Below are 17,006 nucleotides of genomic sequence, written 5' to 3'. Positions count from 1 at the left end.
GTCATACACCGCCTTGGGCTGTGCAGTGTTCGCTGGTCTGCGGGGTCACATCCACATGGTCGAATGATGCCCCATCGCCGACACTGACCATCGTCTTGCCGAGCTGTGAGGCGATGATTGACACTTGCACCGGCTTCGCATCGACGCTGACACAACCCGAGCCGGCAGCCGCATCATATACGGCGGAAGGCGGCACACTGAGCGCGGTCAACGGCTGCTTCAATTTCCAGTCATAGGAGACGCTTAGGGTTCCGCCGGCGGAGGCATCTGAAGTACTTCCAGCCGCAGCCCCGCCCGCATTCATTACACCGCCAGAGTCCGAACCAAGCGAAGCCATGCGGAACGCCACGGAATTATTAATTGCAGCCAGCATCGCCGCATCCGTAAGTTCCGTGGCATCGGCCGGCACATCAAATGTCTGATCGCCGATGGTTATCACACGCTCCCCTGCCACTAGGTCCGCGGCGGTAGCCGGCAATGTGGCTTTGAGCGGGATGGCGGCCGTAGTGAATAAATCCTGCCCAGCCGTGACTTGCCGGCCGACAGCGATGGAGATTTGTTTGACGGTTGCCGAATCGGCGGGCAGCCATACGAACCAACTGGGGTCGATGGCCCAGCCGTTCTCGCGGCTCAATTGCCGTGCGCCCACGGATTGCGCGAGCGCATTGTAGGCGGTAATGGTATCCCAAGTCATCAAGTCTGAGTCTGGAGCACCATAGCCCAACCTACGCAATGCAGCATTGAGTCCGGCGGCATCCGAGCCTCGCATACCGCTTTTGAGTTCCCGATACAGCGGCACATCGGTATGCAACGCCATGACCGGCGTGGCATCGACATTGAATACCACCTGCCCGGAAGCTACTGGAGAGCCAGCTCCCACAGCAATGCCGGTGACAGTACCGGTAGTCGGCGAAGCGACCACCGAAGATTCCCCTAAGCTCACGATCAGAGCAACCGAACGCGAGTCGTCGAATTGGGTTGCCGATACCTTCACCGTGCCAGCTTCGGTACTAGAGACCAGCGAGGGTGGGATTTTGGAGCGGGTCAAAAGGAACCCTGCACTCACGCCGATGGCAAGCATCACCAGCGCCAGCAGTATCACGATGGAAATCGCCACGCCATTGCGCGCGGCCCTGCGTTCTTTACGGGATGCCCTGGTCTTGGCTGCCACCTTGCTTCCCTGAGTCATGGCACTTGATCCCTTCCTCTTCGCTTGAGGTCACTATTATTGATGCAGTGGATCGGACTGGCATTGCCAGAACTGCTGTGCCTTATCGGCGTTGTAGTCAGGGTTCCTGCTGCCGTCTCCGTTGTATTCCATATACATGCTGTAGAACTCGTTCCATGTGCGGGTCTTCTCCTCTATCTGCGTCTCGCCATCCGCACTGCTGATTTCCATCGCCAGGTATTCCTGCTCACTCAACGGCTTCGGTAGCAGGTCACGTTGTTTGAGGCATTGATATGACGCCTTGTGAAGCGCCTCGGTGTCGAGGTTGCTTGGATTGCCCTGCATTTCGTCATAGAGTGCTTCGACGGTCCACAGGTCGGTCTTTCCGGCACATTCCGTGTTCTTTTGATTCATTTCGTCATCGGTCAAAGCACTCTCCCGCAAGCGGGCGAGCTGGCCTTTCGTAACAACCAATCCGTATGGTGCCAGGCATGCGTTCTGAGCGTCCAACATCTCATTAAGCTCCGCATCGGTGATCTGACAGTCCGCTACAATTCGTTTGGCCAAGTCGGTTTTGGACTGCTCGTAGGCACTCTTGAACTCGTTGGCGTAGGAGCCGGTGAAATCCGGAGCTTTGCAGGTAGCTGCAGTGGATCGCGCAGCATTGCCGTTTGATGCGGCACCTGACGGCAAACCACAGGCTGCGCACGTCGCGAGCAAGGATGCGGATATCAGCACTGCAAGCGCATATCGAACATCGTGTTGTATATGACCTTTGCTTGTTCCCCAACCAACCATGACGACCTCCCTGTCTCAATTCAGCATAGACACGATTAGTCGGAAATCATCAGACCGATGTAGTCGCGGAGATTACAGGCAGCAATGCGCAAACGACTCACTGAACATACCGTGGAATCATCGGCAGACAATGATGCTCGTCGGATTTGAGAACCGCTGACCGGCAACGGTTCTCAAAGCCACACACAGTGGAGATAGAAGGTGTTCCCCATGAAGCACATACTGGCACATCGTATAACCGTGTTGGCACTGACTGCCGCTGTAATGTGCTCAGCTGCCGCATGCAGCGGGCCATCCTTAGGCGCTACAGAACAGCCACAAGGCGAGCCCACGTTTTCAGGCCCTTGGGCTGAGGATTTCCAGTTAAGCTACGATCAGGCCCGCGAAAACGACAACACATTCGCACAGGATGTACTGCGCGATGAGCAGATCACTGAAGCGGAGGCCACGGAAGTGGCGAGCAGGTATCAGTCCTGCATGGCGGATGCCGGGTTCGTGTATGACTATGTGAACCCGGATGGTTCAGCCCAAATGCCAACAGACAATATGAGCGACGCCGAACAGCAGCGGCTCAATGAACAGGACATCATCTGTTCCAAGCAATCAGGCCAGTATTTCATCACGGCTCTCTACAACGCACTGGTTCAGGATCCGAATGGCGAACTGCGCAACCGCACTGCCGAGGAGATACGGCAGGATTTGACGGAGTGCTTGAAACGCAAGGGTGCGGTCGGCCCGGAATTCACCGCGGAGGATATTCCAATAGTCGATGCGGATGGCGAAGAGTACACCCAGTTCAATCAACAGTTCACCAACCCCGGTGGCAAGTATTACAGCGAGCAGAATTACGAAAGTTGGATCCAATGCAATGACGATCCGCGCAAGTAGATTGCGAGGAGGCAGACGCGTTTCTTTTAGCTTCCCTTAGTGCGGGTAGGCTTTTCTACGTCAATACGTCAATCGCTTCCCCATGATTTACTCGCAAACCTCAAGCTTCTGTTGGAATCCTGCATCCGCGCGTTGCGCTTCATCGAACGGACCGGTGCCGTTTCTGCTGTCTCGTTCATAATCATCAATCGAATATGATGCGCCAACTATCCCCTGCTTGATATAGCAATCGATGATGGTCTGCCTCGCATCCTTGCCATCGTTGCTCGGATTCAATTGCGCGGCGCTGGCCAGCTGCCAGATGACATTCGCCCCATTGCGTTCGGTGCAGGTTTGCGTATCCTGATTCACGGAAGCACCCCATGATGCCGATTCCTCGTGCGTCGCCCCGCTCGGTGGATGGACACTCATCTCACCCAACTCCCCCATGCTGATGGAATCCTTGCTATAGCCGAAGTCGCTCAAACACTGTACAACGCGATGGTTCAGCTCGGCCAGTTCGCTGTCCGCAATGATGCCATCCTTTAGGATGTTTGCCGCGAAATCATTGCCGTTCTGCTCCAACTGCTCGCGGGCCTGTTTCAGCTCCGTCGAATAGTGAGTATTGAGGTTGATGCCCTCGCTGGTGTGCGGCTGGGTTTGCGCAGTGTTATCGCCGTGCAGCGGTTCGGTGCAGGCTGAGGCCGAGCATAGGATGCAGCTTGCGGCGACGACGGCAATGATGGTTTTCATGAGTCGAGATCGACGGTAGTGCTGGTTCATTGCGACTCCTTTGTCGACTGTTCGGTGGATTGAGCATTGGCCAATGATTCCAGCCACTGGTAATCGGATTCGGCTCTGCATTGGTCGATGACAGCCGATCGTTGTTGGCTATTCATCGATCCGCGAATCGGTACGACGCTCTCGCCTATGGCTTCGCCGTTGCCATCCGTGATTGTTTTAGCCTGTAGTCCATAGACGGACAGGCATTCGTTATAGGTCTTGCGTACTTTGGCAAGCTCGACTGGTGTTACCACGCCATCTTCGAGTATGCTGCGCCCGAGTTCGGTGTGTAGGTTGTTCCAGGCGGTCAGCGCTTCGTATTTGTGCGGACCGGTAAATTCGGGATGTTCGCTGGTGGTAGGCAGTGTGCGGCTGGAATCGTTGCTTGCGTTGGATGCCACGTCGCTCCACGGCTGCGGGAGCAGCGATACCAGCAGTACGGCGATGATAATGCCTATGGCAAGGATGATGGCAACCGTCAGGTTTCGGCGATGCCACTGGCTGAAGCTGGAGGCGATGCGATGCCATGCATGATGATGGCGTTGTTCATATGATTGGTTGCTGCCGCGAATCCTGGTCATGATGCACGCCTCTCAAGCTCCGACGAACCGGGATGTGCGGGGATGCGGGCATAGAGTATCCAATCACCGTCTTCTGCAGTGGTATTGAGTTCTCCGCCAAGGCTGCTGATTATGCGCCGGTGCATGGCGAGTCCGCTGCCGTGCGGCTTGAGCGCGCCGGTCGGACTGCTGTCATTGTTCTGTACGTCATTGCTTGGTATGGCCACCGGATTGGTTTCCATGATTTCGATGGCAGCTTTGCTCACAGTGATTACGCAGCAGTATTCACCGGTATCCGGGCTCATGTGGCGGGTGATATTGGCGGCGATTTCACCGATGAGATTGGCGGCCTCTGCGATTGTTTCGTCTGCGCAATCATCCGGGAGACTGCCGCGCGTTTCAATGGTTCCTGAGAACCCCAGATGCGTGAGTTTGGTGTTCGCTTCCCGCATTGCCGATTGCAAGGTATTCCATCGCCGCGATGTTGCGCTGCTAGAGGATGAGGGTTCCGGCACAGTGCTTTCAACACGCTTCACCACGAGATTGGCGTGGGTTTTCCGGGCTTTGAAATTCTCAGGATCATCCGGCTGCGATGAGTCAGATGCTTGCGGCTGTTCAAGCAGATCGATAACGTGATGGATCTCATCGAGCACGGATAATGCCTGATCATTGACAAACTGCCAATCCTGACGTTCGGCGCTGTGCGCCTCACCGTCATCGATGCGTCGCAGCTCGCGTTGTGCAGTCAGGGCGATGTATGAGAGTCCGCCGCTGGCGGAGTCGTGGATACGTGAGGCCAGGCGTGTATTGCGTTGCAGCGTATCCAACTGCCATTGTTTGCGTTCCAGAACCAGAGCCTGTTCACGAATCTCGTCGCGCTGTTTGCGCCACCGGAATGACATGCCCGCCATCGTGGCGAGCGTGAACATGCCGATGTAGTTGACCATGCCGATCCATGTTGCTGAAAGCGCGTTAAAGGTGTTCAAGGCCACCGGCACGCATTCGGCAATCGTGACTGTGAGCAACGCGGCAATCGCCACGGGGATCGCACTGTCATAGCCGATAATCGCGAGCGCCAAATATGCCGCCCAGAGCGGGTTCGGGCCGGATAGGTCAAGCACGAACAGTCTGGCCACCACAGTGACGATGATCAGCCATCGGAGATTCTGGGAATGAATGGCGAGAGCACGATGGCGATAACCGATAGTCCTGAAAACAGGAAATTCAGCGGATAGATCGGCGGTATCACCGACCATTCCACCAAAGTGGCGGTGAGCGTGAAGGCCGCAATGGCGATGCGGAACCAGTGCGTCCGAATCCAGTGGGCCGCATTCGCAGTGGGCTTGCCGTTCATTACTCCCCCTCCGATGCGCCAGTCCACAAGGCTACGGCCGCACCGCGAGAGGTAACGCCGAGCTTATGGATGGCACGGGTGAGATAGGTTTTGGCGGTGGAGGCATTGACTTGCATTTCGGCGGCGATCTGTTCGGTGGACAGCCCTCTGGAGCATAGGTTCATGGCTTCGGCTTCACGGTCGGAAAGCAGGAATTGACGGGGCATACGCTGCCCGCTCAATCGGGTGTGCGCTTGGGCTGCGGTTTCGAAGCCTTCGCCCCATGTGCCGCCGGCGGCGATGGTGCGAATCGCTTCGATGATGGGCGTCTCCACCGATTTGGGCACAATGCCTTGTGCTCCGGCTGCGGCGGCTTTGTTGGAATATACGGCGAGTGAGAATGAGGTGACCGCCAGAATCTTGACGCGTGCGGTTTTGATGCGAATGGTCTTGCACACCACGAGTCCGGAGAGTTCATCCATCGACATGTCAGTCAGGAGCACATTGGGGCTTTGGCGCGTATCGAGGCAACGGGCGACCGCATCCCTGCCTGAGGTAGTTTTCCAAATGATGCGGGCCTCAGGCATAAGTTCGCTGATGGAACGTTCGAGGAAGGCGAGCGAAAACGCGTCATTGTCCACGAGGCCGATGGTGACGATGGGTCGTACGGTCTGCCGTTGATTGTCGCCGCTCATGATGCTCATGTCCTTCCGCGGCTTCAGTGCCGCCCCTTCTACGGCTACCGTAGCATCAGCAAGTCTGATGGGTTAAGGCGTGTTGTCATCCCGCGGATTACAACTGTGCCTCTATAATTTGCGTACCGTCTTAACAATCGGTGGATAACCCGGTTTCCATCCACACGTTATCCACAACACGCCAAACCCCGTCATAGTATCCACATTTGCCGGTTGCGCTTGTGCGGCGAACCGGTCTAACCGCACAGTGGATACATGAGCACTTCCACGTCACCGCAGACTTTCGAAGCCGGCAGCCAAGCCGCACCTCATTACCAGCAGCCTATGCTGGACTCTCCCACTCATGTGGATCTTCAACCAGCGCATCAGCTGGCCATAGCCCTAGCCGACCCAACAATCACACCCAAGCAATTCGGTGCCATCGGCGAACAGTATGCCGCCATGTGGCTTGAACAGCAAGGGTGGATCACGTTGAGCCGCAACTGGCATACCCGCTATGGCGAATTGGACATTGTCATGATGACACCGGAACGCATCATCGTGTTCGTCGAGGTTAAATCACGCCGCACTACGCATTACGGCGCTCCTCAGGAAGCCGTGACACGCACCAAGCAAACGAATCTTCGACGAGCCGCATGCGAATGGCTCATTGACCAACGCAACCGTATACCGCATACGGCAATCCGCTTCGACGTGGTGACGATTGTGATGCACATGGGTTCTCCAGTGGTGCATCACATACCAGGAGCTTTCTGAGAGGAACACGTCATGCCTATAGGAAGCACTCTTTCAGTAGGACTTATCGGTTTGAAGGCCTTCATCATCCAAGTCCAGGCGTTCATCAGCCCCGGATTGCCATATTTCTCCATCATCGGTCTGCCGGACACCTCACTGTCCGAGGCTCGAGAACGGGTGAAATCAGCATGCCAAGCCAGCGGATTTTCCTGGCCTCAGACACGGGTCACCGTGAACATGAGCCCGGCTTCGGTACCCAAACGGGGATCCTCACATGACTTATCGATAGCCGCAAGCGTATTATGCGCTTCGAACGCTATTCGGCATGATTGCCTGGAAAACACGATTGTGCTTGGCGAAGTCAATCTCGATGGCTCAGTGCTACCAATTCATGGCTTACTGCCTATCATGTTGCACGCCAAAGAGCGCGGCATTCACAAACTCATCGTCCCATACCGAAATCTTGACGAAGCCGCAATGGTAGAAGGACTGGATGTCATCGGCGTGCAACATGTAGGCGAGCTCATCGAAATCATGGGAGGCAACGCCACCTATCGAATACCGGATTTGCCACACAACAGCGATGATGCCACCGTGGATTCCTCACAGACTCCGGATCCACAATCATGCGGTGACATGAGTGAGGTTTTAGGCCAGGAATACGCCAAATGGGCCTTACAAGTGGCAGCCGCCGGCGGCCATAATCTCATTATGACCGGCCCTCCCGGTGCCGGTAAAACCATGCTCGCCTCCCGACTGCCCGGCATCATGTGCCCGTTAAACGAATCCGAACAACTGGAAGTGGCTTCCATCCGATCATTGTGCGGCACTCTGCCCCATTACGGCATTACCGATGTGCCGCCGTTCGAAGCCCCGCATCATACCGCCACCACGGCGGCACTCGTGGGAGGAGGCAGTGGCATAGCCACTCCCGGCGCCATTACACGCGCCCACCGCGGCATCCTGTTTCTTGATGAAGCGCCCGAATTCAGCGCCCGCGCATTGCAAACTATGCGCGAACCTTTGGAATCCGGGTATGTGGCCCTTTCTCGTTCAAAAGGCAGCACCTATTATCCCGCCACATTCCAACTCATCATGGCTGCCAACCCATGCCCCTGCGGCTACTACTACGGCACCGGAGAACGCTGCACTTGCAAAGAGAAGGAACGCATGCGGTATTTCTCCAGATTATCCGGGCCGATTCTGGACCGTGTTGATATTCAAATATCCGTGCCACCGGTCTCTCGTATAGCCCAACAGCACGAAACTCAGGGAGAGACGAGCCAAATCATCCGCGAACGAGTGATTCAGGCTCGCCATACAGCGATGAATCGGTTCAAACAGTTTGGATGGACTTGCAATGCACAAGCATCCGGCAAATGGCTCCATGCGAACACATCGCTCAAAGCTATGGAGCTGGTGAACAAAGCGCTGTCCAATCATCAGCTCACCTTACGCGGCGCAGACCGAGCCATGCGTCTCGCGTGGACGCTTGCCGACCTAGATGGAAGAACCAGCCCCACCGAACAAGATGTCCATCAAGGCATCGAACTGAGAACGAGGATGTCATGAACGAACACAACACCATCGCAATGCCGGTACTATCACGCGACGCCCTATTCCGAGCGGCACTCACATTCTGCCTTGACGGAGCCGACGCCTCCATGTATGCCCTGCTTAAAGGCTCTCCCAACGCAGAAACCGTATGGCGAGTACTCGTTGAATCTCATCCCGCCAAACCATCCAATATCTGCGCTCCCGCATGTAACGAACTTGAACGTATGTTCGCCAATGGGCTTGTCACATGGGGGCGTAAACCCACTGCCGACAGTATGAAAGCATTCCGTCTTGCTGTAACGAATTGGCATAATCGCATGCAGGATTTGCCGGATCTTAACCCGTTAGCGCTCGCAGACTGGTTCACTGCAGATGGAACGCAATGGATCATTGCACCAGGCAATCCATGCTGGCCCAATCAGCTGGAAGATCTGGCCATTCGCTCTGATTGGGCGCCACCGTTATGCTTATGGGGCAAAGGCGATCCAAGAGCGTTAACCAGCTGCCCCAAACCGTTGGGAATCGTCGGCTCTCGCGATGTTACGGAGTATGGCAGATATGTTGCCCATACGCTTGCAGAACAGGCAGCGACTTCGGGGCATCTTGTGGTTTCAGGCGGCGCTATGGGCACTGATGCGGCGGCTCATTGGGGAGCACTGAACGCATCACATGGGTGCAATCAGCTCACTGTAGGCAAGACGGTTGCCGTATTCGCCGGAGGCCTCAATCACATGGGGCCATTACGCAATCGCACATTATTCGAACGAATCGAAGGGCAGTCCGGCGCGTTGATCAGCGAGCTCTGCCCGAACGTGGTTCCTGAAGCCAGACGGTTTCTGTTGCGCAATCGGATTATCGCCGCGCTCTCCTCTACATTGGTAGTCGCCCAGGCTCGTCTGCGATCAGGAGCATTAAACACCGCCGGCTGGGCATGTGAATTGATGCGAGAAGTGTATGCGGCTCCAGGAGATATCAATCAGCCGGTCAATGCCGGCTGCAACAAGATCATCAGTGAGCAGAAAGCCGTGCTCCTTTGCGCAGCCACATCTACCGAAGACATATGCCACGAAGCTCATCAGCCTTTCATCGTTGACGACATGCCTGAGCCGCGCACAATCAAATCAGCAGCACCCACACAAACCAGCGTGCCACACAGCACTGCAACGCATGCTGTACAACATGCGTCATCGCCCATTTCAACCGTAGAGCAAGCATCTCAAACAGCAGAACATGAGAGGAAACGAAAAACACCGGATTTACGGACCTCATCACAGGAGGAATATCATGCCAAACGCGCATGTATACGAGTAGGAGAGCTGCCGGAAACTCAACGCATGATGGTTGCATTGATCCGCGAATGCAACAAACGGCATCTCATTGCCACGCCCGACACGCTCCTGCAAGTGGCACGAACCAGCGCCCCTGATGATATTCCGGATATCGCAACCGTATTGGAACTTCTCGGCATCATGGAGCTCAACGGTATCATCGAAAGAAAGGCGGATGCTCTGGTCTTAAGCGAATATGTCACCTGACCTATGCGGCGGCTGTTCGGCGGGTGTGCGAGAATCAAACCCATGAGTCCGAAACGTTTGGAAGATATGTATGATGCAGTCATCGTCGGCGCCGGAGCAGCCGGCCTGTCTGCAGTCCTAGGGTTGCTGCGCTCCCCCGAAATCACGGAGTTGAAAGAACAAGGCATCGAGCCGAAGATTCTTGTGGTTTCCAAATTGCAGCCATTGCGTTCGCACACCGGTTCCGCGGAAGGCGGCATTGCAGCCAGCCTCGGTAACGTGGAATCCGATGATTGGCACTGGCATTACTTCGACACCATTAAAGGCGGCGATTGGCTTGTGGATCAGGACGCCGCGAAACTGCTTGCCGAATATGCGCCGGAAACCGTGATCAATCTGGAACGTCAAGGCGTGGCCTTCTCTCGCACCGAAGATGGGCATATCGCGCAGCGTCGCTTTGGCGGCCATACCCGTGATTTCGGCGGTGAGCCGGTTAAGCGCGCCGCCTATGCGGCCGACCGTATTGGTCATCAGATCTTGCATACGCTTTGGCAGCAGTGCGTGGCCCAAGGTGTGGAGTTCGCCGAAGAATGGTATGTGACCGATTTGGCGCTCACTGAGGATGGCAGCCAAGCAGCCGGCATCGTGGCATTGGATACTCATAGCGGCAAAATCCAAGCCATTCATGCGCGCAATGTACTGATTGCCACCGGCGGTGCCGGCCGTTTGTTCCACACCACGTCGAACTCCTGGGATTTGACCGGCGACGGTATGGCCCTGGCACTTGCCGCGGGCTTGCAGCTTGAGGATATCGAATTCGTGCAGTTCCACCCTACTGGGCTTGCACATACCGGTATTCTGCTATCTGAGGCGGCTCGTGCGGAGGGCGGTATTTTGAGGAATGCGAATGGCGAGGCGTTCATGGAGCGTTATGCGCCTGAGCATAAGGATCTTGCCGCGCGTGATGTGGTGTCACGTTCCATCATGGCGGAGATTGATGCAGGCCGCGGTGTGGCTGATCCGAAGGACCCAGAAGGCCCCAAGGATTGCGTCTGGCTGGATATGACCGGCATTGATCCTGAGCATATGAAGCAGGTACTCCCTCAGGTGGTGGAAACCATCGAGCAGTATGCAAATCTTAATCCGGCCAAGGATTTGGTGCCGATTAAGCCCACCGCCCACTACACGATGGGCGGTCTGCCCATCACCACGAATGGTGAAGTGTACCGTTGGGATGGCGCTCATCGCACTGTGATTGATGGCCTATTTGCCGCGGGTGAATGCTCGTGCGTTTCCGTACATGGCGCGAACCGTTTGGGCGGCAATTCACTGCTTGACGCATGCTTGTTCGGCACCCGCTCCGGTCATGCTTTGGCCGCACGCATTGCCGAAAATCCGGTTGAGTCCCCCATGAGTGACGACGAAGCGGACGAACGCATCACCCTTGCGGTCGATCAGGCCGCCGGCCAACGCACTGAGGACCTTGAAGCACTGCTTCAAGGTGCCAACGCTGCGGAACAGTCCGAATCCGATGAGGAATCCAATGAGGAATCCAATGAAAACGCTTACGGGCTCATGGCCCGACTTGGCTCAATTATGGAGCGTGCTTTGGCTGTGCGCTGCAGCGCAGACACCATCAAAGTCGCTTTCGAGCAATTGAACAACACCGTCAAACCTGCTGCCGAAGCGTTGTACGCGCATGATAAGACGGCGGCATTTAACCAGGAAGTGACGGCCATCTGGGAAGTCCGCCATCTTACGGAATTGGCTCAAGCCGTATTGCAGGCATCCGATGCACGCCATGAGTCTCGTGGATCCATGCGCAGGCTTGATTTCCCCGAGCGCGACGATGAGCATTTCCTCGCTCATTCTATGGTGGACGCACACGGAACGGTAACGTTCAAGCCGGTGGTCATTACTGATTATCCGCCGAAGAAGCGCGAATACTGAACCGCCTAGGGCTTGTGGCACAATAGGTTGGCTGATTAGTCACATAATGACGCACTGTTTCATGGAGGCAAAGCATGGTTGAGGCGAGCAAAACAACGGTTACCTTGAAAGTGCATCGTTTTACGCCGCGCCCTGAGCGCGCGGAACGTGCACGCGGAGGTAGCCCGTTCGCCCGTAAAAGCTCTCCGTTCGGCGGCGGCTCCGATTCGGCGGCACGCCGCCGCCCGCGCGGTAAGCAATGGGTGCAGGAATACACGATTGCTGCACGTCCGGAAGATACCGTGCTTGACTGCTTGTTGACGATCAAACGCACCGTTGACCCCACGCTTGCGTTCCGTTATTCCTGTGGACATGGCATGTGCGGCTCTGACGCCGTCTCCATTAATGGCACGCCGACACTGCTGTGTACTGCTTCCATTCGCGACTGGGCTCAGCAGCCGGTCGCATTGCCGCAAGTGGATGATGAGGGATTCCGTCATATTGGCGATGATGAAGCCACTGGCAATGCCGAAGCAACATCTACGGCAGAGGATAATTCGCTTGGTGTTATTGAGCTGGCTCCCCTGCCAGGCTTCCCTCCTCAGCGTGATCTCATTGCGGATATTGATCCGATGCTCAACCAGATTCGCAAACTGACTCCGTATCTTGAGGCCGATGGCGTACTGGCCACAACCGCGGAAGGCAAAGTGAACGCGTTTGAATATCTACAGCATCCTGAACAGCTGGCCAAGTATGAGATGTTGAGCAACTGCATAGCGTGTGGCGTGTGCGAAGGCTCCTGCCCTGTGTTTGCCGGCGGCGACGCGTTCATCGGCCCGGCCGCGCTTATTTGGTCTTCGCGATTCATCAATGATTCTCGCGACACCAAGGCCTTGGAGCGTATGGATGCCATTGATACCACTGACGGCGTGGCCGCTTGCCAGTCCGTGCGTGCATGCTCCCGTCACTGTCCGCGAGGCATCGACGTTGGTGAAGAAATGTGGCAAATCGTCGCTAAAGTCCGCGAACGCTAAACTTCACATCAAGAATGCTCACAGTACGAGCACGAATATAGAGGGACGATTATGGATAAAGCGCAATATACGAACCTTGCTAAAGCGTGGGAGTTCACTGAAGAGCATGCCCGCGAAAAGGAATCCGCTCTGATTGCGGCGGCTCGAGAGAGTGCCGAGCAGTCCGGCCAGCCGCAAGGATCAGCTGCGCAGGCTCAGCTCTTAAGCATGTTGGTTCATATCACCGGCGCGTCGTCGGTGATTGCCGTGGGCACTGGCTCTCTTGTGGAAACCATTCAACTGGTTCAGGCACTGCATGGTAGCGGGCAGTTGACCGCTGTGGATTCCACGGCACAAGGTATTGCCATGATTCGCAAGGTATTCGCCGAACTGCAGGATACTACAGACACTTCTTTGCGTGCGGTGAACGCCCCAGCAAACGTATTTCTGCCCCGACTGAACGCCAATGACTATGATTTGATTGTGGTGGCCGGTGATGCCGCGAATTATGCCGCTACATTCGCTCAGGCTTCTCGCCTGCTGCGTTCTCATGGCATTATCGCGTTCACCGATGTGCTTGCGCTGAGCTCCCAACAGGGTGGCGTGCTTGATGCCGCTGATCGCAGCGGCAAAGCAACCGCGATGCGTGAGCTTCTCACCACTGTGGAAGAGGATGAAACCTTTGAATCCACGCTCACCCCAGATGGCACCGGCTTGTTGCTCGCGGTAAAGAAATAGGCTCTGTTAAACCAGAATTGACATAGGAGAATCGAAGTATTGTTCAGTCTGTTAGGTCAGGGCGTTGGGGTCTTATCCTGTGGGCCTGTTAGACCAAAGTGCGCATTCCATTCCAAGCACACGAAGGCCCGATCGCCAACTGGAGTCAACGATCGGGCCTTCGTGCTCAACGGTCTGCTATTCGCTGCCGTGGATTATCACTGGGCGGCGTCTCGGCTATGTCCGTAGTGTATTTCAGGAGCCTTTTGTAATGTTTTAGCGTCACACCACGCATGTAGTTTTCCATAAGCTCGTAATCCGGTTCGCCGGTTTCCGAAGCTGGAAGCATGACCTTGAGTTGTTTCAATCTTGCCGTGCCGAGCTTGCGACTGTAACTGAACGCGTTTCGTTGGGATGCGATGCATTGCGTGAGAAACAGACTCACATATGGTGAGTCGTTCCCTTTGACTGTGAGACGTCGACAATCATTACCGTACAGGGCTTCATACGGGTGGTAGAAGGCGCGGCCCACGTTGGCGCCGTTACGGCTGACGGATATGGCTCCGGTGGTTTTGGTCTCATTGTCGTTGCCGACAAAATAGCCGATGCCGTTATTGACAGTACCCGCCGTCACATAGGGCATGTTCCCGACTATCCTTTCGGCCGCATATATGTCACGGCCGGAGTCCACGTCGCAGATATCTCCGACGACGAATGCGTCCCACTTGGCTTCCGAGACGTCAACATGCTCAGCGGTTACTCTCTCGATTCCCGCGATCCGCTTGTTCAGGAATGCTTGCAGACACCGCAACTGGATGGCATCACGCTCCCGCATGTAATCCTCCATGAATTGCCAGTCAGGATCGCCGGAATCATTGACGGGAAGCATAATCTTCTGACGAAGCATACGCTCGGCGTTGAATTTGTAACCGTAGCTGTACTTCTCACGCTGTTGAGCAAAGATAGCAACGAAGAAGAGAAGAACCTTCTCGTTATCCGGGTAATTCTTCAAATGCAATCGCTTCACGTCGTCAGTAAACAGGCACTCGTATGGATGATAAAAAGCGACGCATGGTGCTCCGTTGTAACTCACACCGAGAACGTTGCGGTCACGAGACACGTTATCATTGCCAACAAACCCCGTAATGCCGTTACCGTTGAAACTCGCCCCGACAAACGGCCTGTTACCGTCAACCTTGTTGCGAGTCTCCAATCGCTTGCCTGAAGACACTTTGAAGATATCCTCGACGGTGAACGTCTTCCACTCTCTATCGTTCAAACTAAGCATCCTCGTTCTCCGCATCATCGAATAAGTATCCGCGTCCGTGGCTCACCATGTCCAGCTGGAAGGTGATGTAGTCCGCGATGGCCTTGTCGAAGTCAGCGTCCGATGGTATTTCGTCGTTGAAGTAGAAGTACGAGTGTAGCCATTCGTCCTCTGCGGTGACGGTGGATTCCACGCAGAATGCGCTTGGTGCCTGTTCCCTTCCCCGCCAGACCTTGAGCAGATGCGCGCGCTTGTCTTTCGCGGTGCTGCCTTCCTCCAGTCCCACGTGTGCGTGCGTGAAGTATCCGTCATCGCGGAAATCAATGAACTTGGCCTTATGCTCGGGGCTGTTCGGCCGGTGCGCCGTGAAGACCGCGATCACGGGATTGGTGCCGACACCGTAGAAGGTTTCGGTATTGCAGGTGATGACACCTTCCAATGTATGGTGCTTGAGAATGCCGGCCTTGTAGTCCTTTTCGTACTTGGTCTTGCCGGTCATGGCCGACTGCGGGACGATGACGGCGACTCGGGCGTCTTCGGTCATGGAATCAAGCAATCGTTCCACGAACGACAGCTCGCATAGGGTGGGTGACTTCTTTCCCTGCGAGTACGGTGGATTCATCATGCCGACAGTGGGGGCAATCTGTGTCTGCAATTTGGCGGGGTCATTGCTATCGTTGAAGAAATCCTCGCATTTGAGATTCGATTTACCGTCACCGCGTACGATCATGTTCGTAGTCGCCACCGTGAACATGTAGTCCTGGATTTCAATGCCGTGAAGGCGGTCTCGTCTGATAGCGGTCCGTTCCGCATCTGTTGACGCCTGTGCGAGCATATGCTTCATCGCGGCGATAAGAAACCCGCCGGTACCACAGCATGGATCGAACACGATGTCGTCGGGTTTTACGTCAAGCAGGTCACAAAACAGGTCGCAAATATGCTTCGGGGTGAGGATAATGCCGAGCGTCTGCCCATCGCCGCCCGAATAGCTCATAAATTCACCATAGAATCGTCCCAGATAGTCTTCGCTGCTCTGCGCCGCCGTGATGGTCTGATACAGCCTTTGGTATAGCTGCTCCGTGAAATACCGTAACGGTGTGTTGCCGCCGAGCTCGCCTACGGGTTCATTGAGCTTCGCGGAGTTCTTGATGATGTCGAACTGGGAGAGGATCTTGTCGCGTTTGACTTCCGGACGAACATTGGAGCGCTTGAGGTTATCTCTGATAGCTTCCCAGATTTTTTCGCCGTCAGACTTCAATGGATCGTGGTTGAGTTTTTCGATATCGAAATTACCGTGTTCCTTTTCACGCAACGCGAGAAGTATGCCGGAAACCACGATGGGCTTGTCCCTGTCGCCAAGAGTGCCGTAGTTTCGCAGGTACTCGTGCAGTTCTTCGGCGTCCTTGAGGATCTGCTGAGTGGTTTTCTGCTCGTCGGTCTGCTCTCCCAGTATCGCGCTCTGGTAATACTCGTCGATGTTGTCGTCGTTGAAGGAGATGAACTCCTCGATCTCAGGCAGTATCTTATAGTCAAGTCCGCCGCCGTCCTGATAGTGCAGCGGCTGGATGATATGGTGCTTCTCGTCACCGCTTACACCAATGGCGATGGCGTGTTTATAACTGGTATTGTCGATGATATGGCGTGCGTACCACCATGCGCCGTTCATTGCGTAATCGGTGATGGCCTTCACGTCATCCGATAGCAGACCGGTGTTGGTATCCGTCAATTGTTGGTTGGCCGTGTCCACCTTGTCTTCGATAACGAGGACGAAATCGCCATATTGCTTGGAATGGGATACCGCGACGAACTCGGGTTTTCCTACTTTTCCTGTTCCTCTTTTGGATCCTGTTTTCAGGGCCTCGTCAATCTCCTTGATTCCGGTGATTCCCTGTGGGTGACGCTCAATGCCCGCATCTCGCAGCTTGTCAGATACCCACTGGTCAGTAGCAGCTTCATTGGTGCTTTTCATCGTTCGCCTCCCTTCATGGCGAACGATGCATGGTCGATCTGGGTCAGCAGGCCGTTAGCGTCTGCCCCCCCCCCGATGCAAATCAGCATAACGGTGAATCT

16 protein-coding genes are annotated in these 17,006 nt (G+C 55.4%); 7 read left to right on the top strand and 9 right to left on the bottom strand.

What is annotated here, in order from left to right; all coding sequences use genetic code 11:
• Position 1 precedes the first annotated feature (1 nt).
• On the bottom strand, positions 2–1,189 hold the full coding sequence (locus tag Tam1G_RS02640) for a hypothetical protein (RefSeq protein WP_101625350.1): 1,188 nt from the start codon (positions 1,187–1,189) through the stop codon (positions 2–4).
• A gap of 36 nt (positions 1,190–1,225) precedes the next feature.
• Positions 1,226–1,906, bottom strand: coding sequence for a hypothetical protein (locus tag Tam1G_RS02635; RefSeq protein ID WP_165781873.1), 681 nt, complete (start codon positions 1,904–1,906; stop codon positions 1,226–1,228).
• Positions 1,907–2,176: 270 nt separating this feature from the next.
• On the opposite strand from Tam1G_RS02635, the gene Tam1G_RS02630 reads away from it, so the two are divergent.
• Positions 2,177–2,854, top strand: coding sequence for a hypothetical protein (locus tag Tam1G_RS02630; protein ID WP_101625348.1), 678 nt, complete (start codon positions 2,177–2,179; stop codon positions 2,852–2,854).
• Between the two features lie 87 nt (positions 2,855–2,941).
• Here the strand turns inward: Tam1G_RS02630 and Tam1G_RS02625 are convergent, their stop codons facing one another.
• From Tam1G_RS02625 to Tam1G_RS02610, 5 genes are read right to left on the bottom strand one after another with little or no spacing between them, the layout of a single operon-like run.
• Entirely contained in the window at positions 2,942–3,616 is a 675-nt protein-coding gene (locus Tam1G_RS02625) for a hypothetical protein (protein WP_101625347.1), read from the bottom strand.
• On the bottom strand, positions 3,613–4,197 hold the full coding sequence (locus tag Tam1G_RS02620; protein WP_101625346.1) for a hypothetical protein: 585 nt from the start codon (positions 4,195–4,197) through the stop codon (positions 3,613–3,615). The genes Tam1G_RS02625 and Tam1G_RS02620 overlap by 4 nt, the downstream gene beginning before the upstream one ends.
• Positions 4,194–5,312 (bottom strand): sensor histidine kinase, encoded by a 1,119-nt coding sequence (locus tag Tam1G_RS02615; protein ID WP_165781872.1) that lies wholly within the window; start codon positions 5,310–5,312, stop codon positions 4,194–4,196. The genes Tam1G_RS02620 and Tam1G_RS02615 overlap by 4 nt, the downstream gene beginning before the upstream one ends.
• A 14-nt stretch (positions 5,313–5,326) precedes the next feature.
• Positions 5,327–5,530, bottom strand: a complete 204-nt coding sequence (locus Tam1G_RS11485) for a hypothetical protein (protein WP_133124964.1) — start codon at positions 5,528–5,530, stop codon at positions 5,327–5,329.
• The gene (locus Tam1G_RS02610) at positions 5,530–6,204 is read right to left on the bottom strand and encodes a response regulator transcription factor (protein ID WP_165781871.1); all 675 of its coding nucleotides are present in this window, start codon (positions 6,202–6,204) and stop codon (positions 5,530–5,532) included. The genes Tam1G_RS11485 and Tam1G_RS02610 overlap by 1 nt, the downstream gene beginning before the upstream one ends.
• A 255-nt stretch (positions 6,205–6,459) precedes the next feature.
• On the opposite strand from Tam1G_RS02610, the gene Tam1G_RS02605 reads away from it, so the two are divergent.
• The 6 genes from Tam1G_RS02605 (at position 6,460) to Tam1G_RS02580 (ending at position 13,690) form a co-directional block, all read left to right on the top strand.
• The gene (locus Tam1G_RS02605; protein WP_101625343.1) at positions 6,460–6,960 is read left to right on the top strand and encodes a YraN family protein; all 501 of its coding nucleotides are present in this window, start codon (positions 6,460–6,462) and stop codon (positions 6,958–6,960) included.
• Between the two features lie 12 nt (positions 6,961–6,972).
• The gene (locus Tam1G_RS02600; RefSeq protein ID WP_101625342.1) at positions 6,973–8,511 is read left to right on the top strand and encodes a YifB family Mg chelatase-like AAA ATPase; all 1,539 of its coding nucleotides are present in this window, start codon (positions 6,973–6,975) and stop codon (positions 8,509–8,511) included.
• On the top strand, positions 8,508–10,031 hold the full coding sequence (locus Tam1G_RS02595) for a DNA-processing protein DprA (protein ID WP_207553030.1): 1,524 nt from the start codon (positions 8,508–8,510) through the stop codon (positions 10,029–10,031). Before Tam1G_RS02600 ends, Tam1G_RS02595 begins: the two co-directional genes overlap by 4 nt.
• Before the next feature lie 42 nt (positions 10,032–10,073).
• Entirely contained in the window at positions 10,074–11,960 is a 1,887-nt protein-coding gene (locus Tam1G_RS02590) for an FAD-binding protein (protein WP_101625341.1), read from the top strand.
• Between the two features lie 74 nt (positions 11,961–12,034).
• Complete coding sequence (locus tag Tam1G_RS02585) at positions 12,035–12,973, top strand: succinate dehydrogenase/fumarate reductase iron-sulfur subunit (RefSeq protein ID WP_101625340.1); 939 nt, start codon at positions 12,035–12,037, stop codon at positions 12,971–12,973.
• Between the two features lie 51 nt (positions 12,974–13,024).
• On the top strand, positions 13,025–13,690 hold the full coding sequence (locus tag Tam1G_RS02580) for an O-methyltransferase (protein ID WP_101625339.1): 666 nt from the start codon (positions 13,025–13,027) through the stop codon (positions 13,688–13,690).
• A 166-nt stretch (positions 13,691–13,856) separates the two neighbouring features.
• Here Tam1G_RS02580 and Tam1G_RS11590 read toward each other — a convergent pair whose 3' ends face one another.
• Together Tam1G_RS11590 and Tam1G_RS02570 are read right to left on the bottom strand one after the other, a co-directional pair.
• Complete coding sequence (locus Tam1G_RS11590; protein ID WP_243394837.1) at positions 13,857–14,957, bottom strand: restriction endonuclease subunit S; 1,101 nt, start codon at positions 14,955–14,957, stop codon at positions 13,857–13,859.
• Positions 14,950–16,905 (bottom strand): HsdM family class I SAM-dependent methyltransferase, encoded by a 1,956-nt coding sequence (locus Tam1G_RS02570; RefSeq protein ID WP_101625338.1) that lies wholly within the window; start codon positions 16,903–16,905, stop codon positions 14,950–14,952. The genes Tam1G_RS11590 and Tam1G_RS02570 overlap by 8 nt, the downstream gene beginning before the upstream one ends.
• Positions 16,906–17,006 lie beyond the last annotated feature (101 nt).

It is taken from the genome of Bifidobacterium imperatoris (assembly GCF_002860405.1).
GTDB classification, from domain to species: domain Bacteria; phylum Actinomycetota; class Actinomycetes; order Actinomycetales; family Bifidobacteriaceae; genus Bifidobacterium; species Bifidobacterium imperatoris.
The sequence above is the reverse complement of the archived record's forward strand: the minus strand, read 5'-3'. Positions and strand labels throughout refer to the sequence as shown.

Bases quoted from the DNA above. Each gene is read 5' to 3' on its own strand.
- Tam1G_RS02640 (WP_101625350.1), bottom strand. From the start codon at position 1,189: ATGACTCAGGGAAGCAAGGTGGCAGCCAAGACCAGGGCATCCCGTAAA.
- Tam1G_RS02630 (WP_101625348.1), top strand. From the start codon at position 2,177: ATGAAGCACATACTGGCACATCGTATAACCGTGTTGGCACTGACTGCC.
- Tam1G_RS02625 (WP_101625347.1), bottom strand. From the start codon at position 3,616: ATGAACCAGCACTACCGTCGATCTCGACTCATGAAAACCATCATTGCC.
- Tam1G_RS02620 (WP_101625346.1), bottom strand. From the start codon at position 4,197: ATGACCAGGATTCGCGGCAGCAACCAATCATATGAACAACGCCATCAT.
- Tam1G_RS11485 (WP_133124964.1), bottom strand. From the start codon at position 5,530: ATGAACGGCAAGCCCACTGCGAATGCGGCCCACTGGATTCGGACGCAC.
- Tam1G_RS02610 (WP_165781871.1), bottom strand. From the start codon at position 6,204: ATGAGCGGCGACAATCAACGGCAGACCGTACGACCCATCGTCACCATC.
- Tam1G_RS02605 (WP_101625343.1), top strand. From the start codon at position 6,460: ATGAGCACTTCCACGTCACCGCAGACTTTCGAAGCCGGCAGCCAAGCC.
- Tam1G_RS02600 (WP_101625342.1), top strand. From the start codon at position 6,973: ATGCCTATAGGAAGCACTCTTTCAGTAGGACTTATCGGTTTGAAGGCC.
- Tam1G_RS02595 (WP_207553030.1), top strand. From the start codon at position 8,508: ATGAACGAACACAACACCATCGCAATGCCGGTACTATCACGCGACGCC.
- Tam1G_RS02590 (WP_101625341.1), top strand. From the start codon at position 10,074: ATGAGTCCGAAACGTTTGGAAGATATGTATGATGCAGTCATCGTCGGC.
- Tam1G_RS02585 (WP_101625340.1), top strand. From the start codon at position 12,035: ATGGTTGAGGCGAGCAAAACAACGGTTACCTTGAAAGTGCATCGTTTT.
- Tam1G_RS02580 (WP_101625339.1), top strand. From the start codon at position 13,025: ATGGATAAAGCGCAATATACGAACCTTGCTAAAGCGTGGGAGTTCACT.
- Tam1G_RS11590 (WP_243394837.1), bottom strand. From the start codon at position 14,957: ATGCTTAGTTTGAACGATAGAGAGTGGAAGACGTTCACCGTCGAGGAT.
- Tam1G_RS02570 (WP_101625338.1), bottom strand. From the start codon at position 16,905: ATGAAAAGCACCAATGAAGCTGCTACTGACCAGTGGGTATCTGACAAG.